The 16,335-nt window shown below is 70.4% G+C and carries 17 protein-coding genes; 9 read left to right on the plus strand and 8 right to left on the minus strand.

Features of this window, described 5'->3' with window-relative positions; genetic code table 11:
• Nucleotides 1-37 precede the first annotated feature (37 nt).
• Nucleotides 38-1,711 (minus strand): purine-cytosine permease family protein, encoded by a 1,674-nt coding sequence (locus tag ACH54P_RS34175; protein WP_489907419.1) that lies wholly within the window; start codon nucleotides 1,709-1,711, stop codon nucleotides 38-40.
• A 218-nt stretch (nucleotides 1,712-1,929) separates the two neighbouring features.
• On the opposite strand from ACH54P_RS34175, the gene pdxH reads away from it, so the two are divergent.
• The 3 genes from pdxH (at nucleotide 1,930) to ACH54P_RS34190 (ending at nucleotide 4,654) form a co-directional block, all read left to right on the plus strand.
• Complete coding sequence (pdxH, locus tag ACH54P_RS34180) at nucleotides 1,930-2,607, plus strand: pyridoxamine 5'-phosphate oxidase (protein WP_489907420.1); 678 nt, start codon at nucleotides 1,930-1,932, stop codon at nucleotides 2,605-2,607.
• 152 nt (nucleotides 2,608-2,759) lie between these two features.
• Nucleotides 2,760-4,025 (plus strand): MFS transporter, encoded by a 1,266-nt coding sequence (locus ACH54P_RS34185; RefSeq protein WP_489916797.1) that lies wholly within the window; start codon nucleotides 2,760-2,762, stop codon nucleotides 4,023-4,025.
• A 77-nt stretch (nucleotides 4,026-4,102) separates the two neighbouring features.
• The gene (locus ACH54P_RS34190) at nucleotides 4,103-4,654 is read left to right on the plus strand and encodes a DUF3558 family protein (protein ID WP_489907421.1); all 552 of its coding nucleotides are present in this window, start codon (nucleotides 4,103-4,105) and stop codon (nucleotides 4,652-4,654) included.
• Here ACH54P_RS34190 and ACH54P_RS34195 read toward each other — a convergent pair whose 3' ends face one another.
• Genes ACH54P_RS34195 through ACH54P_RS34210 form a run of 4 tightly spaced genes read right to left on the minus strand, consistent with a single transcriptional unit; the run spans nucleotide 4,655 to nucleotide 7,957 of the window.
• Nucleotides 4,655-5,668: a hypothetical protein gene (locus ACH54P_RS34195; protein WP_489907422.1), complete on the minus strand. Its 1,014-nt coding sequence runs from the start codon at nucleotides 5,666-5,668 to the stop codon at nucleotides 4,655-4,657.
• A gap of 53 nt (nucleotides 5,669-5,721) precedes the next feature.
• Nucleotides 5,722-6,546: an MBL fold metallo-hydrolase gene (locus tag ACH54P_RS34200; protein ID WP_489907423.1), complete on the minus strand. Its 825-nt coding sequence runs from the start codon at nucleotides 6,544-6,546 to the stop codon at nucleotides 5,722-5,724.
• Nucleotides 6,543-7,379 (minus strand): MBL fold metallo-hydrolase, encoded by an 837-nt coding sequence (locus ACH54P_RS34205; RefSeq protein ID WP_489907424.1) that lies wholly within the window; start codon nucleotides 7,377-7,379, stop codon nucleotides 6,543-6,545. Before ACH54P_RS34205 ends, ACH54P_RS34200 begins: the two co-directional genes overlap by 4 nt.
• Nucleotides 7,379-7,957 carry a TetR/AcrR family transcriptional regulator gene (locus tag ACH54P_RS34210; RefSeq protein WP_489907425.1) on the minus strand — a complete coding sequence of 193 codons (579 nt, stop codon included), beginning with the start codon at nucleotides 7,955-7,957 and terminating at the stop codon, nucleotides 7,379-7,381. The genes ACH54P_RS34205 and ACH54P_RS34210 overlap by 1 nt, the downstream gene beginning before the upstream one ends.
• A gap of 67 nt (nucleotides 7,958-8,024) precedes the next feature.
• On the opposite strand from ACH54P_RS34210, the gene ACH54P_RS34215 reads away from it, so the two are divergent.
• Genes ACH54P_RS34215 through ACH54P_RS34225 form a run of 3 tightly spaced genes read left to right on the plus strand, consistent with a single transcriptional unit; the run spans nucleotide 8,025 to nucleotide 10,629 of the window.
• The gene (locus tag ACH54P_RS34215; RefSeq protein ID WP_489907426.1) at nucleotides 8,025-8,930 is read left to right on the plus strand and encodes an aldose 1-epimerase family protein; all 906 of its coding nucleotides are present in this window, start codon (nucleotides 8,025-8,027) and stop codon (nucleotides 8,928-8,930) included.
• Nucleotides 8,897-9,400: a GNAT family N-acetyltransferase gene (locus tag ACH54P_RS34220; protein WP_489907427.1), complete on the plus strand. Its 504-nt coding sequence runs from the start codon at nucleotides 8,897-8,899 to the stop codon at nucleotides 9,398-9,400. Before ACH54P_RS34215 ends, ACH54P_RS34220 begins: the two co-directional genes overlap by 34 nt.
• An 11-nt stretch (nucleotides 9,401-9,411) precedes the next feature.
• Nucleotides 9,412-10,629, plus strand: coding sequence for an amidohydrolase (locus ACH54P_RS34225; protein WP_489907428.1), 1,218 nt, complete (start codon nucleotides 9,412-9,414; stop codon nucleotides 10,627-10,629).
• A 48-nt stretch (nucleotides 10,630-10,677) separates the two neighbouring features.
• On the opposite strand, the gene ACH54P_RS34230 is transcribed toward ACH54P_RS34225, so the two are convergent.
• The 3 genes from ACH54P_RS34230 to ACH54P_RS34240 form a co-directional block, all read right to left on the minus strand.
• Entirely contained in the window at nucleotides 10,678-11,283 is a 606-nt protein-coding gene (locus ACH54P_RS34230) for a Uma2 family endonuclease (RefSeq protein WP_489907429.1), read from the minus strand.
• Between the two features lie 121 nt (nucleotides 11,284-11,404).
• The gene (locus ACH54P_RS34235) at nucleotides 11,405-11,956 is read right to left on the minus strand and encodes a Uma2 family endonuclease (RefSeq protein ID WP_489907430.1); all 552 of its coding nucleotides are present in this window, start codon (nucleotides 11,954-11,956) and stop codon (nucleotides 11,405-11,407) included.
• Nucleotides 11,957-12,005: 49 nt separating this feature from the next.
• Entirely contained in the window at nucleotides 12,006-13,142 is a 1,137-nt protein-coding gene (locus tag ACH54P_RS34240; protein WP_489907431.1) for an acyl-CoA dehydrogenase family protein, read from the minus strand.
• 101 nt (nucleotides 13,143-13,243) lie between these two features.
• Between ACH54P_RS34240 and ACH54P_RS34245 the strand changes: the two genes are divergently transcribed.
• The 3 genes from ACH54P_RS34245 to ACH54P_RS34255 all read left to right on the plus strand — a co-directional run bounded on the left by ACH54P_RS34245 (nucleotide 13,244) and on the right by ACH54P_RS34255 (nucleotide 16,321).
• A complete protein-coding gene (locus ACH54P_RS34245) occupies nucleotides 13,244-13,825 on the plus strand; it encodes a TetR/AcrR family transcriptional regulator (protein WP_489907432.1) in 582 nt (193 codons plus the stop codon).
• Between the two features lie 40 nt (nucleotides 13,826-13,865).
• Nucleotides 13,866-14,807 (plus strand): carbohydrate kinase family protein, encoded by a 942-nt coding sequence (locus tag ACH54P_RS34250; RefSeq protein WP_489907433.1) that lies wholly within the window; start codon nucleotides 13,866-13,868, stop codon nucleotides 14,805-14,807.
• A gap of 197 nt (nucleotides 14,808-15,004) precedes the next feature.
• Nucleotides 15,005-16,321: a citrate synthase gene (locus tag ACH54P_RS34255; protein WP_489907434.1), complete on the plus strand. Its 1,317-nt coding sequence runs from the start codon at nucleotides 15,005-15,007 to the stop codon at nucleotides 16,319-16,321.
• The last annotated feature ends 14 nt before the right edge of the window (nucleotides 16,322-16,335 follow it).

The raw sequence follows: 16,335 nt of genomic DNA on the forward strand, positions 1-16,335 counted from the left end.
CCCGGCGGCGGACGCCGGGAAAGGGCCTTCATGGACGTTACGGGGTCCGGACCGCCGGCAGGCCCAGCGAAACCGGGCCGGTCGTCTGGCACACGTCGTGGCACGTGTTGTCGAGCGTGCAGCACAACGAACAGATCGGGCCGTCCTGCTTCGCGCAGTCCGCGACGTCCGGCAGCTCGTACGGGTCGCCGCAGACCGAGCACGGGTGCGTCGCGCGGAGATCGACGTCGACGTCCGGGCCGGCGACCGTGTTCGGCCGGGCCAGGTAGTACTTCCCCCGCGTCACGACGGCGAGCGTCGGCACCAGCACGATCGCGATGACCAGCGCGAGCAACGGGCTGAACGCGGCCAGGAACGGCCCGAACGCGCCGAAGTACGCCACGATCGAGACCGCCGACGCGACCACCATCGAGCCGAACCCGACCGGGTTGATCTTGTGCAGGTAGGCCCGCTTGAACTCGATGTAGCGCGGCGAGAGCCCGAGCGGCTTGGCGATCACCAGGTCGGCGCACACGGCGCCGATCCACGCGATCGCGACGTTCGAGTAGAAGCCGAGGATCTTGTTCAGGAAGCCGAACGCGCCGAACTCCATCAGCGCGAGCGCGATCCCGCAGTTGACCAGCACGTACCAGACCCGGCCGGGGTGCTTGTGCAGCACGCGGGAGAAGAAGTTCGCGAACGACAGCGAGCCGGAGTACGCGTTCGTCGTGTTGATCTTGATCTGCGACACGACGACGAACAGCGCGGCGAACGTCAGCGCCAGCGGCCCGAGGGCCGGTTTCACCGCTTCGAGGTACGGCGCGATCGGCTCCAGCGCGTGCGTCTTCCCGACGACGCCGAGCGCGAGGAACGCCAGCAGCGCGCCGCCGATCTGCTTCGCGGCTCCGAGGATCACCCAGCCGGGTCCGGCGGCGAGCACCGCGGCCCACCACGACCGCTTGTTCTCCGCCGTCTTTTCGGGCATGAACCGCAGGTAGTCGGCCTGTTCGCCGATCTGCCCGATCAGCGACAGCGCGACACCCATGCCGAAGCCGAAGCCGATCGCGGAGAACCCGGCGCCGGCCCCTTCGGTGCCCCCGAAGTGCGTGAACTCGGCGAACTTGCCCGGCTCGCGGACCAGCACGACGACGAACGGCAGCACCAGGCCGGCGATCCAGATCGGCTGCGTCCAGGTCTGCATCTTCGCGACCGCGCCCATGCCGTAGAGCGCGAACGGCAGCACGATCAGCGTGGCGAGGAGGTAGCCGATCGGCAGCGGGATGCCGAGGGCCAGCTCGAACGCCTGGCCCATGATCGAGCCTTCGAGCGAGAAGAAGATGACGGTGAAGCTCGCGTAGACGAGCGACGTCAGCGTCGACCCGAAGTAGCCGAAGCCGGCTCCGCGGGTCAGCAGGTCCATGTCCACTCCGGACTTCGCGCAGGCGGCCGCGATCGGCACGCCGGTCGTGAAGATGACGACGGCCGCGGCGAGGATCGCCAGCACGCCGGAGGTGAAGCCGTAGGAAAGGACGATGCTGGCCCCGATGGCGAAGTCGGCGAGGTAGGCGATGCCGCCCAGCGCCGTCGTCGCGACCACGAACGGTGACCATTTCCGGAACGAATGGGCGGCGAAGCGCAGTGAATAGTCCTCGCGGTTTTCGTTCGCCGCGAGCGGGGCGTACCGGCGTTTCGGCGGGGCGCTTTCTTCGGCGCCGGCAAGGGTGTCGGTCATGCCTGCCTCCGGGGGTGGTGGGGAACGGGCCGAAGGTAGGTGCGTCCTGTATCGATCCTGGTCCGGCAGGTAACGCGGGGGTTACGGCTTGTTGTCCAGCCGTAACGCGTCGAGGTGGCGGGTGTCACCGTTCAGTGGGTTCCGCCGCAGCTCGGAAGGCCCTAACGTGCCTAGAGCCGAAGTCGACTGATGCCCCGACCGGGCGTGGAGGTTTGGCGATGATGCCGGAGATCGAGGACCAGGTGGAAGACGCCGTAGTGCGCCTGCCGGGAATGCGCGTCGCCTACGACGGCGCGGCGTTCGACGAATCCGCGCTGGCGGCCACCTGGACCGACCAGCTACAGGGCTGGCTGAACCAGGCCGTCGCCGCCGGAATCGCCGAACCGAACGCAATGGTGCTCGCGACGGCGGACGCCGAAGGCCGGCCATCGTCCCGCACGGTGCTGTGCAAGGGCCTCGACAACCGCGGCGTCGTGTTCTACACGAACTACACGTCGGCGAAGAGCCACGACCTGACTGCGACGCGGTACGCGTCGGTGACGTTCCCCTGGTACGCGTTGCACCGCCAGGTCCACGTCCGCGGCGAGGTCGAGAAGGTCGGAGTCAAGGAGACGGCGGAGTACTGGGCCCAGCGACCCCGCGGTTCGCAGCTCGGGGCGTGGGCGTCGCCGCAGTCCCGGGTGGTCGACGGTCGGCGGGCGTTGGACAACGCACTGCACGGCATCGAACGGCGCTTCGCGGACGTCGAGCAGATCCCGGCGCCGCCGCACTGGGGTGGCTGGCGGATCCGGCCGGATCTGGTCGAGTTCTGGCAGGGCCGCGAGGACCGGATGCACGACCGGCTGCGGTATGTGCGGAACGACGACGGGTGGAACATCGAGCGCGTGGCGCCTTGAGGTTTTAGCGGCCTGACGTGGCCTTCGGTGCGGCGAGCGCGCCGAAGGCCACATCGGGCGCGCTGCCGCCGCCACCAGGGCGAGGTAAATCACCTGCGCGGAGATAGTTAGCCCCGCTAAGCTGATGTGTCGTGACTGGTGAACCGGGGACCGTGCCGCCCCGCTCGGGCGTTCGGAAGTTCCTCGGGCGCATCGTTGTCGATACCCGGCCGCTGAAGATCGTGGCTTTTCGGCGGCTCTGGCTGTCCACTGTGGTCACCGCCGTCGGGACCCAGCTGACCGCCGTCGCCGTGCCCAAGCAGGTCTTCGACCTCACCGGGTCCTCCGCCTACGTCGGCCTCACCGGGCTCGTCGCGCTCGTGCCGCTGCTGATCTTCGGTCTCTGGGGCGGCGCCGTCGCCGATGCTGTCGATCGGCGGAAGCTGCTCTTCGTCACCAACGTCGGCGTCGCGATCACCTCCGCGCTGCTCTGGCTGCAGGCGTTCCTGAACTTCGGCTCGGTGTGGCTGGTCCTCGGCCTGCTGGCCGTCAACCAGGCGTTCTTCGCGATCAACATGCCCACTCGAGGCGCCGTCGTCGCCCGGCTCGTGCCTGCCGAACTGCTGCCGTCCGCGAACGCGCTGAACACCACCATGTCGACCTTCGGAGCGGTCTTCGGCCCGCTGATGGCCGGCGCGCTGATCCCGGTCCTCGGCCTCTCGACGCTCTACCTGATCGACGTCATCGCCCTCACCATCACGCTCTTCGCGGTCTGGCGGCTGCCGTCGATCCCGCCGCTCAACGGCCCGTCGCGCCGCGCGGGACTCGGCGACGTCGTCGACGGCTTCAAGTACCTCGCCGGCCAGAAGATCCTGCTGGCCTCGTTCGTCGCCGACATCATCGCGATGGTCTTCGGCATGCCGCGCGCGCTGATCCCCGAGATGGCCGAACGCACCTTCGGCGACCCGCCCGGCGGCGGCCCCGCGCTCGGCTGGCTCTACGCCGCGCTGCCCGCGGGCGCGATGCTGATCGGGCTCTTCTCCGGCTGGCTGACGCGCATCCACCGCCAGGGCGTCGCGGTGGTCGTGTCGATCTGCGCCTGGGGCGCGGCGGTGGCCGCGTTCGGGCTCGCGCACTCGCTGTGGCTCGCCGTCGTCTTCATGGCGCTGGCCGGCGCCGCGGACATGGTCAGCGCGGTCTACCGGATGGCGATCCTGCAGGTCGCGACCACCGACGAGATGCGCGGCCGGCTCCAGGGCGTGTTCACGGTCGTGGTCGCCGGCGGCCCGCGGATCGCCGACCTCACCCACGGCTGGGGCGCCGCCGCCTTCGGCACGACGGCCGCCGCGACCACCGGCGGCCTGCTCGTGATCGTGCTGGTCTGCGCCTCGATGTTCGTGCTTCCCGCGTTCTGGCGGTACCGGGCACCCACGGCTTAGGACGCCGAATCGAACCAGTGGAGCGAAGCTCCTCCCTTGAGGGGCGGTGGCGGGGCGGGGCGGGCTAGGGTGCGGACATGCGCACCCTCGCTGTCGCCTTCGTCGCTTTTGCCGCATTGACCGCCTGCTCCTCCGGGGACGAACCGTCGAAGGCGACGTCGTCGTCCGCGGCCCCGAAGCCGGCGCCCAGCTCGAAGGCCGCGGCGGCCTCGCTGGACCCGTGCGCACTGCTGCCCGCGGCCGCGGTGTCGAAGGCCCTCTTCCTGGACAACCTCACGGCGGTGCCGGGGCCGGTCCAGGACAACGCGGCCAACGGCGGCAAGGCCCGCAGCTGCGAGTACCAGCTGAACGGCAAGGCCGCGGGCGCCCTCGCGGTGACCCGCTACGAAGGCCGCCAGGCGAAGCCCGCCGACATGGTGGCGTCGATCAAGAAGGCGAAGGCGGGCGCGCAGGACGTCGCCGGTTTCCCCGACGGCGCCGTCTACTACGTCGACGAGCAGAAGACAGCCACCCTGGCCTCGGCCGAGCTCGTGTCCGGCGTGCCCGTGCTGGTCAACTACACCGGTCCGGCGAAGATGACGCCGGAGATGATGGCCCCGCTCGTCAAGCAGGCTCTCGCGGCGAGCTGATCAGGCCCAGCCGACGAGCTGCCGCTCCGACACCGTCCCGGCGGGCGGTAGCTGCCCGAGCGCGGGCCGCGCGATCGCTCCCGGCGTGACGGGCGAGGCGAACCACTCACCCTGGTGGGTCTGGTAGAGCACCGTGGCCCGGTCCGGCGAGGCGGCCGCCTTGGCGATCCGCGGCTCGGACTTCTCGACGAGCTTGGTCAGCTGCGGTGTCCCGCCGTCGAGGTGCAGCCGCATCAGCACGCCGTGCTCGTCCGAGCCGGTGACGGCGGACATCAGCACCGTCGTGGTGTCGAGCGCGGTGACGAACTGGTAGGTGGCGCCGGGCTCTTCGTAGACGGCGTAGGCGATCGCGCCCGACGAGCCGGTCAGGTAGGCCAGGCCGTCCCCGGCGTGCCGGACGTCCCGCCAGGTCAGCACCTTGCCCTGCGGGTCGACCCACCAGTCCTCGACGTGCTGGTCGGACGACCCGTTCGGCACGAGGTCGGCTTCCTTCACGGGCTGCCCGAGCTGCCGGTAGCCGACGGAGTACACCGCCTTGCCGTCGTCGAAGTACAGCTTCGACCCGACGGGGCTGAACTGCGGGTTCCGGAACCGCGAGGCCTGCTCGCTCATCGTTCGTTCCCGGGCCGGCACGGTGCCCGTGCGTTCGTACCGCCGGTCGGTGGCGTTGAGCGTGAAGACGTCGATGCCCTCGTCGGTCTCGAGGGTCGCGTACTGGCCGTCGGGGGAGAGGAGGTCCAGCTTGGTGGCCGGTCCGTCGAAGCGGTTCAGGGACGTGTCGTAGCCGGGCAAGGACAAGGTCGTCTTCGCCGCGCCGGAGACCGGATCGGCGAAGACGACGTCGTCGAGACCCGTCTTCTCGGAGTGCTGCAGCAGGACGATTCCGGAGAGGTCGAGCAGTGCCGCGTCCGGCGCCGCGGCGGCGGCCGGTGCGGGCGGCGTGCCGCTCCCGCAGGCCGTGACCAGCACCGCGACCGCCGCGATCAAGGCCGCGCTCCACCACTTCTTCGTCACCGCTGAACCTCCTTCGTCGCGGCTCAGATGCGACGGGAGATCATCCGGTTCCCTCAGCGGCGAAGGGCCGCCAGCTCGACCGGGCTGTGCGCCGAGAACACGGTGACCTCGTCCTGGTGGTCCCGCGCCAGTTCGTGCAGCCTCGCCAGGTTCTCCAGCCTCGGCCCGCGCAGCGTCTGGACGATGTTCTGGAACGCCGTCAGGCCCGGCGGGCAGTGCGGGGCGACCGGGTCCAGCTGGCCGTGGAAGAAGTACGCGTCGCCGGCGTGCAGGAGCCAGCCGTCGCCCGTGTCGACCGCCACGCCCGTGTGGCCGCGCGTGTGGCCCGTCAGCGGGACCAGCAGGATCTCCTCCGGCAGGCCCTTGAGCGAGCGCACCGCCTCGAACCCGAACCACGGCTCGCCCACCTCGTCGTACGTGCTCCACAGGGGCCGGTGCGCGAACTGCGCCGCGCGGTAGCGGTTCTTCTCGGCCGCGTTCGACGGCGACGTCGCGCCCCGGTGCTCCTCGGAACGGACGTGCACGACGGCGTTCGGGAAGTCCGCCAGCCCGCCCGCGTGGTCGACGTCGAGGTGCGTCATCACGATGTGCCGGACGTCGGCCGGGTCGAGGCCGAGCGCCTTGATCTGCGCGACGGCCGTCTCGGCGGCCACGACCCGCGCGCCGACCATCGCCATGAACGGACGGCCGAGCCACTCGGCGGGCCGGGCGACGCCCTGGCTGCCGAAGCCGGTGTCGACCAGCACCAGGCTGTCGCCGGTCTCGATCAGCAGGCAGTGCGCGACCAGCTCCGCCCGCCGCAGCAGGCCGGGCTCGCCGTCGAGCAGCTTGCCGCCCGCCGGTCGCATCGTCCCGCAGTTCAGGTGGTGCACCTTCATACCCTGCTCCTGGTGCTCAGCCGGAGGAACTCGGTCTCGTCGTGCGCGGCGAAGACGGTCACCTCGTCGCCGTGCTCCTGAACAAGCTGGCGCAGGCGGCGGTGATTGTCCAGCCGGGCGCCACCGACAGTTTCCATGTGGCCCTCGAACCACTTCAGGCCCGGCGGGCAGTGCGGCGCGGCCGGGTCGGCCTGCCCGTGGAAGAAGTACGAATCGCCGGCGTTGAGCAGCCAGCCGTCCCCGGTGTCGACGGCGACCCCGGCGTGCCCGCGGGTGTGCCCGGAGAGCGGCACCAGCAGGATCTCGGGCGGCAGGCCGTCGAGCTGCCGCACGGCGTCGAAGCCGAACCACGGCTCGCCGGTGTCCGCATAGGACGTCCACTGTGGACCGTGCGCGAACTGGATCGTGCGGTAGCGGCCGCGTTCGGCGGCGTCGCGCGGCTCCCGGAACGCCCGCAGCTCCTCGGCGTAGACGTGCACGCGCGCCCACGGGAAGTCGATCAGCCCGCCGGCGTGGTCGAGGTCGAGGTGGGTCAGCACGATGTCGCGGACGTCCGCCGGGTCGAAGCCGAGCGCGCGGATCTGGGCGATCGCGGTCTGCGCGGGGTCTTCGACCGGGTTGGACAGCCGGACGAACCCGGCGCCGAGCCAGGCCTTGCGGTCGACGGCGGCCGGCGTGCCCATCCCGGTTTCGACGAGCACGAGCCCGGTCTCGGTCTCCAGCAGGAGGCAGTGGCAGACCATGGTGGCGCGCCGGAACAGGCCCGGCTTGCCGTCGACCAGCTTGCCGCCGAGCGGCCGCAGGGTGCCGCAGTTCAGGTGGTGGACGCGCATCAGGAGAACTCCCGGTCGAGGGTGGCGTGCAGGTGGGCGGCGACGGCGCGCAGCGGCGCGACGTCCCGGCGGGTGCGGGCCAGCAGCAGCCCGCCTTCGATCGCGGCGAGCACCACGGTGGCCAGCTCGTCGGCGCGGTCCGGGGAAAGCCCTTGTCCCGCCAGGTAACCGGCGAGGACGCCGTGCCACGACGAGTAGCCGTCCGCGCAGGCTTCCCGGATCGGCTCGCTCGCCGCGGCGGCGTCGAGCGCGACCGTCGCGAGTGGACACCCGCGCTGGAAGTCCGACCCGGTGAGGAAGCTCGCCAGTGCGTCGACGGCCCGGTCGATGCCGGTCGCGGCGTCGGGCGCGTCGTTCACGATCGCTTCGAGGAGCGCGCCCGTGCGCTCGCTCGAAAGCCGGACGGCTTCGGCGGCGAGCTGCTCCTTGCCGCCGGGGAAGTGGAAGTAGAGCGACCCCTTCGGCGCGCCCCCGGCCGTCGTCAGCTGGGTGAGGCCGGTGGCGTGGTAGCCCTGCGTCTGGAACAGGTCGGCGGCGGTGTCGAGCATCCGCTGCCGCGTGTCGGTGCGGCGAACCATGGCTGTGACGGTAGCGCAAACTATGACGACCGGTCTAGTGATTTCGCGGATCGGTAAGGTCGTCCCCATGGGCAACCCGACCGGTCAGCAGTTCGAGATCACCCGCGGCAACGCACGCGCCGTCGTCACCGAAATCGGCGCCGGCCTGCGCGCGTTCGAAGTCGGCGGAGTGCCGTACGTCGAGGAGTTCCCCGAAGACGCGAAGCCGCCGAAGGGCGCCGGGCAGGTGCTGCTGCCGTGGCCGAACCGGACCAAGGGCGGGAAGTGGACGTTCCAGGGTGAGGAGCAGCAGCTCGAGATCACCGAGGAGGCGCGCGGCAACGCCATCCACGGCCTGACCCGCCACCTCGAGTGGGAGCTGCTGGAGCACGCCGAGTCGTCGATCACCCTGGCCGTCGACGTCGAGGTGCAGCCCGGCTGGCCGGTGCCGCTGCGCGCGACCGTCACCTACGAGCTCGCGCCGCGCGAACTGACCATCACCCACGAAATCCGCAACGAGGGCGAGCAGCCGATCGGCGTCGGCGTCGGCACGCACCCGTACTTCCGGATCGGCGACGTCCCGACCGACGAGCTGACCCTCACCCTCCCCGCGAGCCGCGTCCGGCCGTACCTCGGCGACGAGCAGATGCCCTACGCGCCGGAGCAGGACGTCGAAGGCACGGAGTACGACTTCCGCTCCGGCCGGGTGCTGGCGGGGGTCGACCTGGACACCGCGTTCGGCGGGCTGGTGGCGGCCGAGGACGGCCTGCACCACGTCGTCCTGAGCCACGACGACCAGGAACTGCTCGTCTGGACCGGCCCCGACTTCCGCTGGGCGCAGGTGTTCACGCCGGACGACCTCGTCGGCCGCGGCCGGGCCGTCGCGATCGAGCCGATGACGTGCCCCGCCGACGCGCTGAACACGGGCACGGACCTGATCGAACTCGAGCCCGCGACGTCGTGGTCGGGCAGCTGGGGCATCCGGGTCCGGTGAAGCCGCTTCGCCTGAGCGTCGCCGACGCGGGCGAAGTGCTGACGCTGCAACGCGCCGCGTACGTCACCGAAGCCCGCGCCCACGACGACTGGGAGCTGCCGCCGCTCCTGGAGACCCTCGACGAGACGCGGGTGGCCCTCGAAGGGCTTTCCTGGGGCTTCCGGGAGAACCACCGGCTGGTCGCGTCGGTGCGGCTGACGGTCACCGGAAACGTCGGGGTCATCGGCCGGCTGGTGGTGGCGCCGGACCGGCAGGGCGCCGGGCTGGGCGGCGGGTTGCTCCGGGCGGCCGAGCTGGCGGCGCCCCCGGAGGTGACGGTGTTCCGGCTGTTCACGGGCTCGAAGAGCGTGGGCCCGCTGCACCTCTACGCGAAGCACGGGTACCGGGAGACGCACCGGACGCCGGAGAACAACCACGAGCTGGTGCACTTGGAGAAGGCCCGTGTCCACCCGGCCGGAGCAGTTCGTTAGCGTGGCGAACTATGGCGAAGGCAATTGTCGGGGGCTATGTCGTCCCCATCGACGGTGATCCCATCGAGGGCGGAACGGTCCTGATCGACGGCGGCAAGATCGTCGCGGTCGGCACCGAGGCCGACGTCGACATCCCGGAGGACGCCGAACTGGTCGACGCGGCCGGCACCTGGGTGCTGCCCGGCTTCATCGACGCCCACGCCCACCTCGGTGTCCACGAGGAGGGCGAGGGCTGGTCCGGCAACGACACGAACGAGATGACCGACCCGAACGGCGCCCGCTTCCGCGCCGTCGACGGCATCGACCCGTACGAGCCCGGCTTCGACGACGCGCTGGCCGGCGGCGTCACGAGCGTCGTCATCAAGCCCGGTTCCGGCAACCCGATCGGCGGCCAGACGATCGGCGTCAAGACCTGGGGCCGCAGCATCCTCGACATGGTCTTCGCGGAGCACGTCAGCGTGAAGAGCGCGCTCGGCGAGAACCCGAAGCGCGTGTACGGGGAGAAGAAGCAGACGCCGTCGACGCGGCTGGGGGTCGCGGCGATCCTGCGCGAGGCGTTCACGAAGGCCCGCAACTACCAGGCGAAGCGCGCGCACGCGGAGTCCGAGGGCAAGCCGCACGAGGTCGACTTGACGCTGGAGACGCTGGCGAAGGTCCTCGACGGCGAGCTGTACTGGGACCAGCACGTCCACCGCGCGGACGACATCGTGACGGCCATCCGCCTGGCCGACGAGTTCGGCTACAAGCTGGTGATCAACCACGGCACCGAGGGCCACCTGATCGCGGACCTGCTGGCCGAGCGGGAGGTCCCGGTCATCCTCGGGCCGCTGTTCACCACGAAGTCCAAGGTCGAGCTGCGCAACCGCACGCTGCGCTCGGCCGGCATCCTCGCCCGCGCCGGCGTGAAGATCGCGATCACCACCGACCACCCGGTGATCCCGATCAACTTCCTGGTGTACCAGGCGGCGCTGGCGGTGAAGGACGGCCTCGACCCGGCGACGGCGCTGCGTTCGCTGACCGTCAACCCGGCGTCGATGCTGAACCTGGACGGGCAGATCGGCTCGCTGAAGCCGGGCCTCGACGCGGACGTGGTCCTGTGGTCGGGCGACCCGCTGGACGTGATGAACCGCGCGCTGCGGGTCTTCGTCCGGGGTGACGAGGTCTACCACTTCGACGAGTCGCTGGGCGAAGGCGTGTCGAAGGACCGCCGCTACCGCGAGTCCCGCTGAGTTTCGGACGGCACGCCGGTTACCGGGCGGTTCCGGCGTGCCGTCCGATCAGCCGAGGAGCGCGTCCAGGTCGATCTCGACCGGGAACGGGACGTCGGTGGTGAAGGTGCCGGTGACCGCGGCGGCGTCCAGGTAGCCGAACTCGCCGGCCTGGTGACACGCGACCAGCGAGATGGGCTCGCTCGTGTCGACGATCCAGTAATGCGGGATTCCCGCGTCGGCGTACTCGTCGTGCTTGACGTGGTAGTCGGTGCGTTTCGAGCCTGGCGACACGATTTCGACGACCACGACCACCTCGTCGGCGCGATACATGTCGTCTTCGCGATCCACGCGAGCACTCGCCTCGCGGTAGGTAATCAAAAGGTCGGGACGGCGCGAGAACCCCGGTTCACCTCGGGGTGCCAGACCAAGATCCACGTCGATGTCCGGGGTGAAGTCGAGTTCCGCCGGCAGCTGCGACTCCAGCTGCCGGCCCAGCAGGTAAGCGGCCTTGTTGTGCTTTCGGCTGGGACTGGGGGACCTCACGACGCGGCCTTCCACGAGCTCGGTGAAACCTGTGTCGGTTTCACCGAGCGCCGCGTACTCCTCGATCGTCAGCAGGTGATCGGGAATCTCCCACCGGCGAGCAGGGCCCGGCTGGGGAAGTGCGGTCACAGCCTCTCCTCACGTCGCCCGGCATTGTCTCACGGCTCCCGTGCAACCTGGAGTAACCGTATCTGTGCCGAGCGTGTGACACCTTTACCTCGGCGTGGTGAACCGCGTGCTGCCCGTCCGATCAGCCGAGGAGCGCGTCCAGGTCGATCTCGACCGGGAACGGGACGTCGGTGGTGAAGGTGCCGGTGACCGCCGGTGCGTCGCGGTAGCCGGCCGCACCCGCCCGGCACGCGACCAGGGAGACCGGCGCCGCGAGGTCGACGATCCAGTAGTGCGGGATTCCCGCGTCGGCGTACTCGGCGTGCTTGACCCGGTAGTCGGTGCGCTTCGAGCCCGGCGACACGATCTCGGCCACGAGAAGCACTTCGTCGGCGCGCAGCAGGCCGCCGGCCCGGCCGAGCGCGGCCCGGCCGAAGACGAGCAGATCGGGCCGGCGGGCGAACCCCGGTTCACCGGTGGGCACGAGGCACAGGTCGAGATCGGTGGCCACGGCGAACGCGAGGCCCGGCGGCAGCTGCCGCTCGAGCTGGCCGGCCAGCAGGCACGCCGCCATGTCGTGCGTCCGGCCGGAACCGGGGCAGGTCACGACGCGGCCTTCGGTCAGCTCGGTGAAGCCGAAGCCGGTTTCCCCGAGCGCCGCGTACTCCTCGATGGTCAGCAGATGACCGGGCATGGCGCCACGGTATCCGTCACCCGGCCGGGACAGCCCTCGCTCGATCGGGTCAGGCCTTCTTCAGCTCCCGCGCGATGACCAGCCGCTGGATCTGGTTCGTCCCTTCGAAGATCTGCGGCACCTTCGCCTCCCGCATGTACCGCTCCACCGGGAAGTCCCGCGTGTACCCGGCCCCGCCGAGGACCTGGACGGCGTCCGTCGTCACCTTCATCGCGCCGTCGGTCGCCACCAGCTTCGCGATCGACGCCTGCCTCTGGAACGGCAGCCCGCGGTCACGGCGGCGGGCCGCGTCCAGGTACGTGGCCCGGGACGACTCCACCGTCGCCGCCATGTCGGCCAGGAGGAACTCCACGCCCTGGAAGTCGATGATCGCCCGGCCGAACTGGGACCGGCCCTTCGCGTACGCCACCGCTTCGTCCAGCGCCGCCTGGGCCAGGCCCACCGCGCAGGCCGCGATCCCCAGCCGGCCCGAGCTCAGCGACGACAGGGCGATCCGCAGCCCGTCGCCTTCGGCGCCGATGAGGCGTGAAGCGGGCACCCGGGCGCCGTCGAAGATCAGCTGCGCCGTCGGTGAGCCCGTCAGTCCCATCTTCCGCTCCCGCGGCGCCGCCGACAGGCCCGGCGTCGAGCCGTCGACCAGCAGGCAGGAAATCGCGTCCGGGCCGGTGCGGACCATCGTCGTGTAGAAGTCCGCGACACCCGCGTGGGTGATCCAGGCCTTCGTGCCGTTGACGACGTAGTCCGTGCCGTCGAGCCGCGCGCGCGTCGAAAGGGCCGCCGCGTCCGAACCCGCCTGCGTCTCCGAGAGCGCGTACGCGCCGAGCAGGTCGCCTTCGAGCATGTCCGGCAGCCAGCGGTCGCGCTGCTCGTCGGTGCCCCACTGGGCCAGGCCGTAGCAGGACATCGTGTGCACCGACAGCCCGACGCCGACGGTCATCCACGCCGCCGCGATCTCCTCCAGGACCTGCAGGTACACCTCGTACGGCACCTCGCCGCCGCCCCACCGCTCGGCGTACGGCAGGCCGAGCAGCCCGGACTTGCCCAGCAGGCGGAACTGCTCGCGCGGGAACTGTTCGGCTTCCTCCGCCGCCGCCGCTCGGGGCGCGAGCTCGTCGCGCGCGATCTCGGTCGCCAGGGCGACCAGGTCTTCGGCGTCCGAATCCGGCAGCAAGCGTTCGGCGGGCATCGTTGTCCTCCAAAACTGTACTGAAAACAGTACTGTGGGCCTATTGAGAGTACAGTACGACGGGTCTGGGGTGGCCGGAAGACGTAGGAGATAGTGACCCGATGGCCCCCGAACTCCGCCGACGGCCGACCGCGCGCCAGCGCGCGCTGCTGGCCGACCTCGAGGCGCTCTTCCTCGCCGAGGGCTTCGCCGCCTTCACGCTGGACGACCTCGCCGGCCGCCTGCGCTGCTCGAAGTCGACGCTCTACGCGCTCGCGCCCAGCAAGGAGCAGCTCGCCGTCAAGGTGGTCACCCAGTTCTTCCGGGGCGCCGCGGAGCGGATCGAGGAGCGCATCGCCGGGATCGACGACGCGCCCAAGCTCATCGGCGAGTACCTGGCCGGCGTCGCGGAGCACCTGAACCGGGCGTCCGCGACGTTCATGCGCGACCTCGCGGAGTTCGGCCCGGCCCGCGAGGCCTACCAGCTCAACAGCCGCTTCGCGGCGAAGCGGCTTCGGCAGTTCATCGACAAGGGCGTCGCCGACGGGGTCTTCCGCGACGTCCACGCCCGGCTCGTGGCCGAGATGACCGGCCTGATCATCGAAGGCATCCAGACCGGGGTGCTCGGTCAGCGGACGGACGTGTCCGACGCGGAGGCGTTCACCGCACTGGGGGAACTGCTGCTCGGTGGCCTGAACAAATGAGGACAGGAATTGTCAGCCATTCCTCCTCTAAACTCCCCTCGTGATCGTCGTAGGCGGAGAAGCTCTGGTCGACCTGGTTCCCGGCGACCCCCTGGATTCCACTGTGGACGGTGGGCTGCGTGCGCTGCTGCCCCGGCTCGGCGGTGGGCCGTACAACGTCGCGCTGGCCGCCGGCCGCCTCGGCGTGCCGGCGGCGTTCCTGTCGCGCGTGTCCACCGACCGCTTCGGCGACGCGATGATCGAGCGCCTGCACGCCTCCGCCGTCGACACGTCCCTGCTGCAGCGCGGTGACGAGCCGACGACGCTGGCCGTCGTGGCGCTCGACGCGAAGGGCGCCGCGCGCTACACGTTCTACGTCGAAGGCACCGCGGACCGGCTCGTCGCGGACCCCGGCCCGTTGCCCGAGAACGTGACAGCGCTCTCACTGGGGACCCTCGGCATGGTGCTCGAGCCCGGCGCGTCGGCGTACGAGGCGATGCTGCGGCGTGAATCCGCCCGCGGCGTGCTCACCGTGCTCGACCCCAACATCCGCGAGGCGCTCATCACCGACCCGGCCGCCTACCGGGCCCGGTTCACCTCGTGGCTGCCGGACGTCCGCCTGCTCAAGATCTCCGACGACGACGCCGCGTGGCTCACCGAAGGCGCCGACCCGGTCGCCGCGGCGAAGACGTGGATCGAGTCCGGTGTGGACGCCGTGGTGCTCACCCGGGGCGCCGACGGGCTCGCGGTGATCACCGCCGCAGGTGAGCTGGCCCACGTGCCGTCCCGGAAGGTCGACGTCGTGGACACCATCGGCGCGGGCGACACGGTCCAGGGCGCGCTGCTGGCCTGGCTGCACACCCACGAGGCCGCCGACCTGGCCTCTCTCGACGCCGACGCGTGGCGCGAGGCGCTCACCTTCGCGGCGAAAGCGGCGTCCATCACGGTGTCCCGGAGCGGTGCCGAGCCGCCCACGTCGGCCGACATGGCGTCGACCGTGTGAACCTGGTCCCAAAGGGGGGTCCAGGAGCAACGTCACCGCTGCGCGAAGGCACGTTTCTCGACTAGCGTAGAGGGGCATTCTTCATACCCCAGCGGGGCGGTGTGCAGCGAGGCGCCAGTGTTTCCTCGCGTGAACACGTGGCTACCTGTGAAACGTACAGGCGCCGCCGGCCCGTGCCCAACGTGAGAGGGACTTGCATGTCCGACGCGACGACTGCGGGGCAGTCCGGCGGCGAAACCGCGAAGCTGACCCTGCCGAGTGGCGAGCACGAGTTCAAGATCGTCCACCCGGTCGAGGGCGCGCCCGGGATCGAACTGGGGAAGCTGCTGGCGCAGACGGGGTACATCACCTACGACCCCGGTTTCGTCAACACCGGCGCCGCGTCGTCGGCCATCGCCTACATCGACGGTGACGCCGGCATCCTGCGCTACCGCGGGTACCCGATCGAGCAGCTGGCGGAGAAGTCGACCTTCATCGAGGTCTCCTACCTCCTCATCTACGGCGAGCTGCCGACCGAGGCCCAGCTGGCCGACTTCACCGAGAAGATCCAGCGGCACACGCTGCTCCACGAGGACCTGAAAGCGTTCTTCAGCGGCTTCCCGCGCGACGCGCACCCGATGCCGGTCCTGTCGAGCGCGGTGTCGGCGCTGTCGACCTTCTACCAGGACTCGCTCAACCCGTTCGACGAGCCCAACGTGGAGCTGTCCACGATCCGGCTGCTCGCCAAGGTCCCGACCCTGGCCGCGTACGCGTACAAGAAGTCGGTCGGCCAGCCGCTGCTGTACCCGGACAACTCGCTCGGCCTGGTCGAGAACTTCCTGCGGATGACCTTCGGCTTCCCGGCCGAGCCGTACGAGGTCGACCCGGACGTCGCCAAGGCGCTCGACCTGCTGTTCATCCTGCACGCCGACCACGAGCAGAACTGCTCGACGTCGACCGTGCGCCTGGTCGGCTCGTCCGAGGCGAACCTGTTCGCGTCGATTTCGGCCGGCATCAACGCCCTGTTCGGCCCGCTGCACGGCGGCGCGAACGCCGCCGTCCTCGACATGCTCGAGGGCATCAAGAACGACGGCGGCGACGTCGCCAAGTTCGTGGAGCGGGTGAAGAACAAGGAAAAGGGCGTGAAGCTGATGGGCTTCGGGCACCGGGTCTACAAGAACTACGACCCGCGCGCGAAGATCATCAAGAACACCGCGGACGAGATCCTCGGCAAGCTGAAGGGCGGCGACCAGCTGCTCGACATCGCCAAGAAGCTCGAGGAGACCGCCCTTTCCGACGACTACTTCGTCGAGCGGAAGCTGTACCCGAACGTGGACTTCTACACCGGCCTGATCTACCGGGCGCTGGGCTTCCCGACGAAGTTCTTCACGGTGCTGTTCGCGCTGGGCCGGCTCCCGGGCTGGATCGCGCACTGGCGCGAGATGATCAACGACCCGGCCACCAAGATCGGCCGCCCGCGGCAGATCTACACCGGCCACGCGACGCGGGACTACGTCCCGATGTCGGAGCGCTGATCGGTTTTGCGTAA

Source organism: Amycolatopsis sp. N2S4-7, from assembly GCF_058119595.1.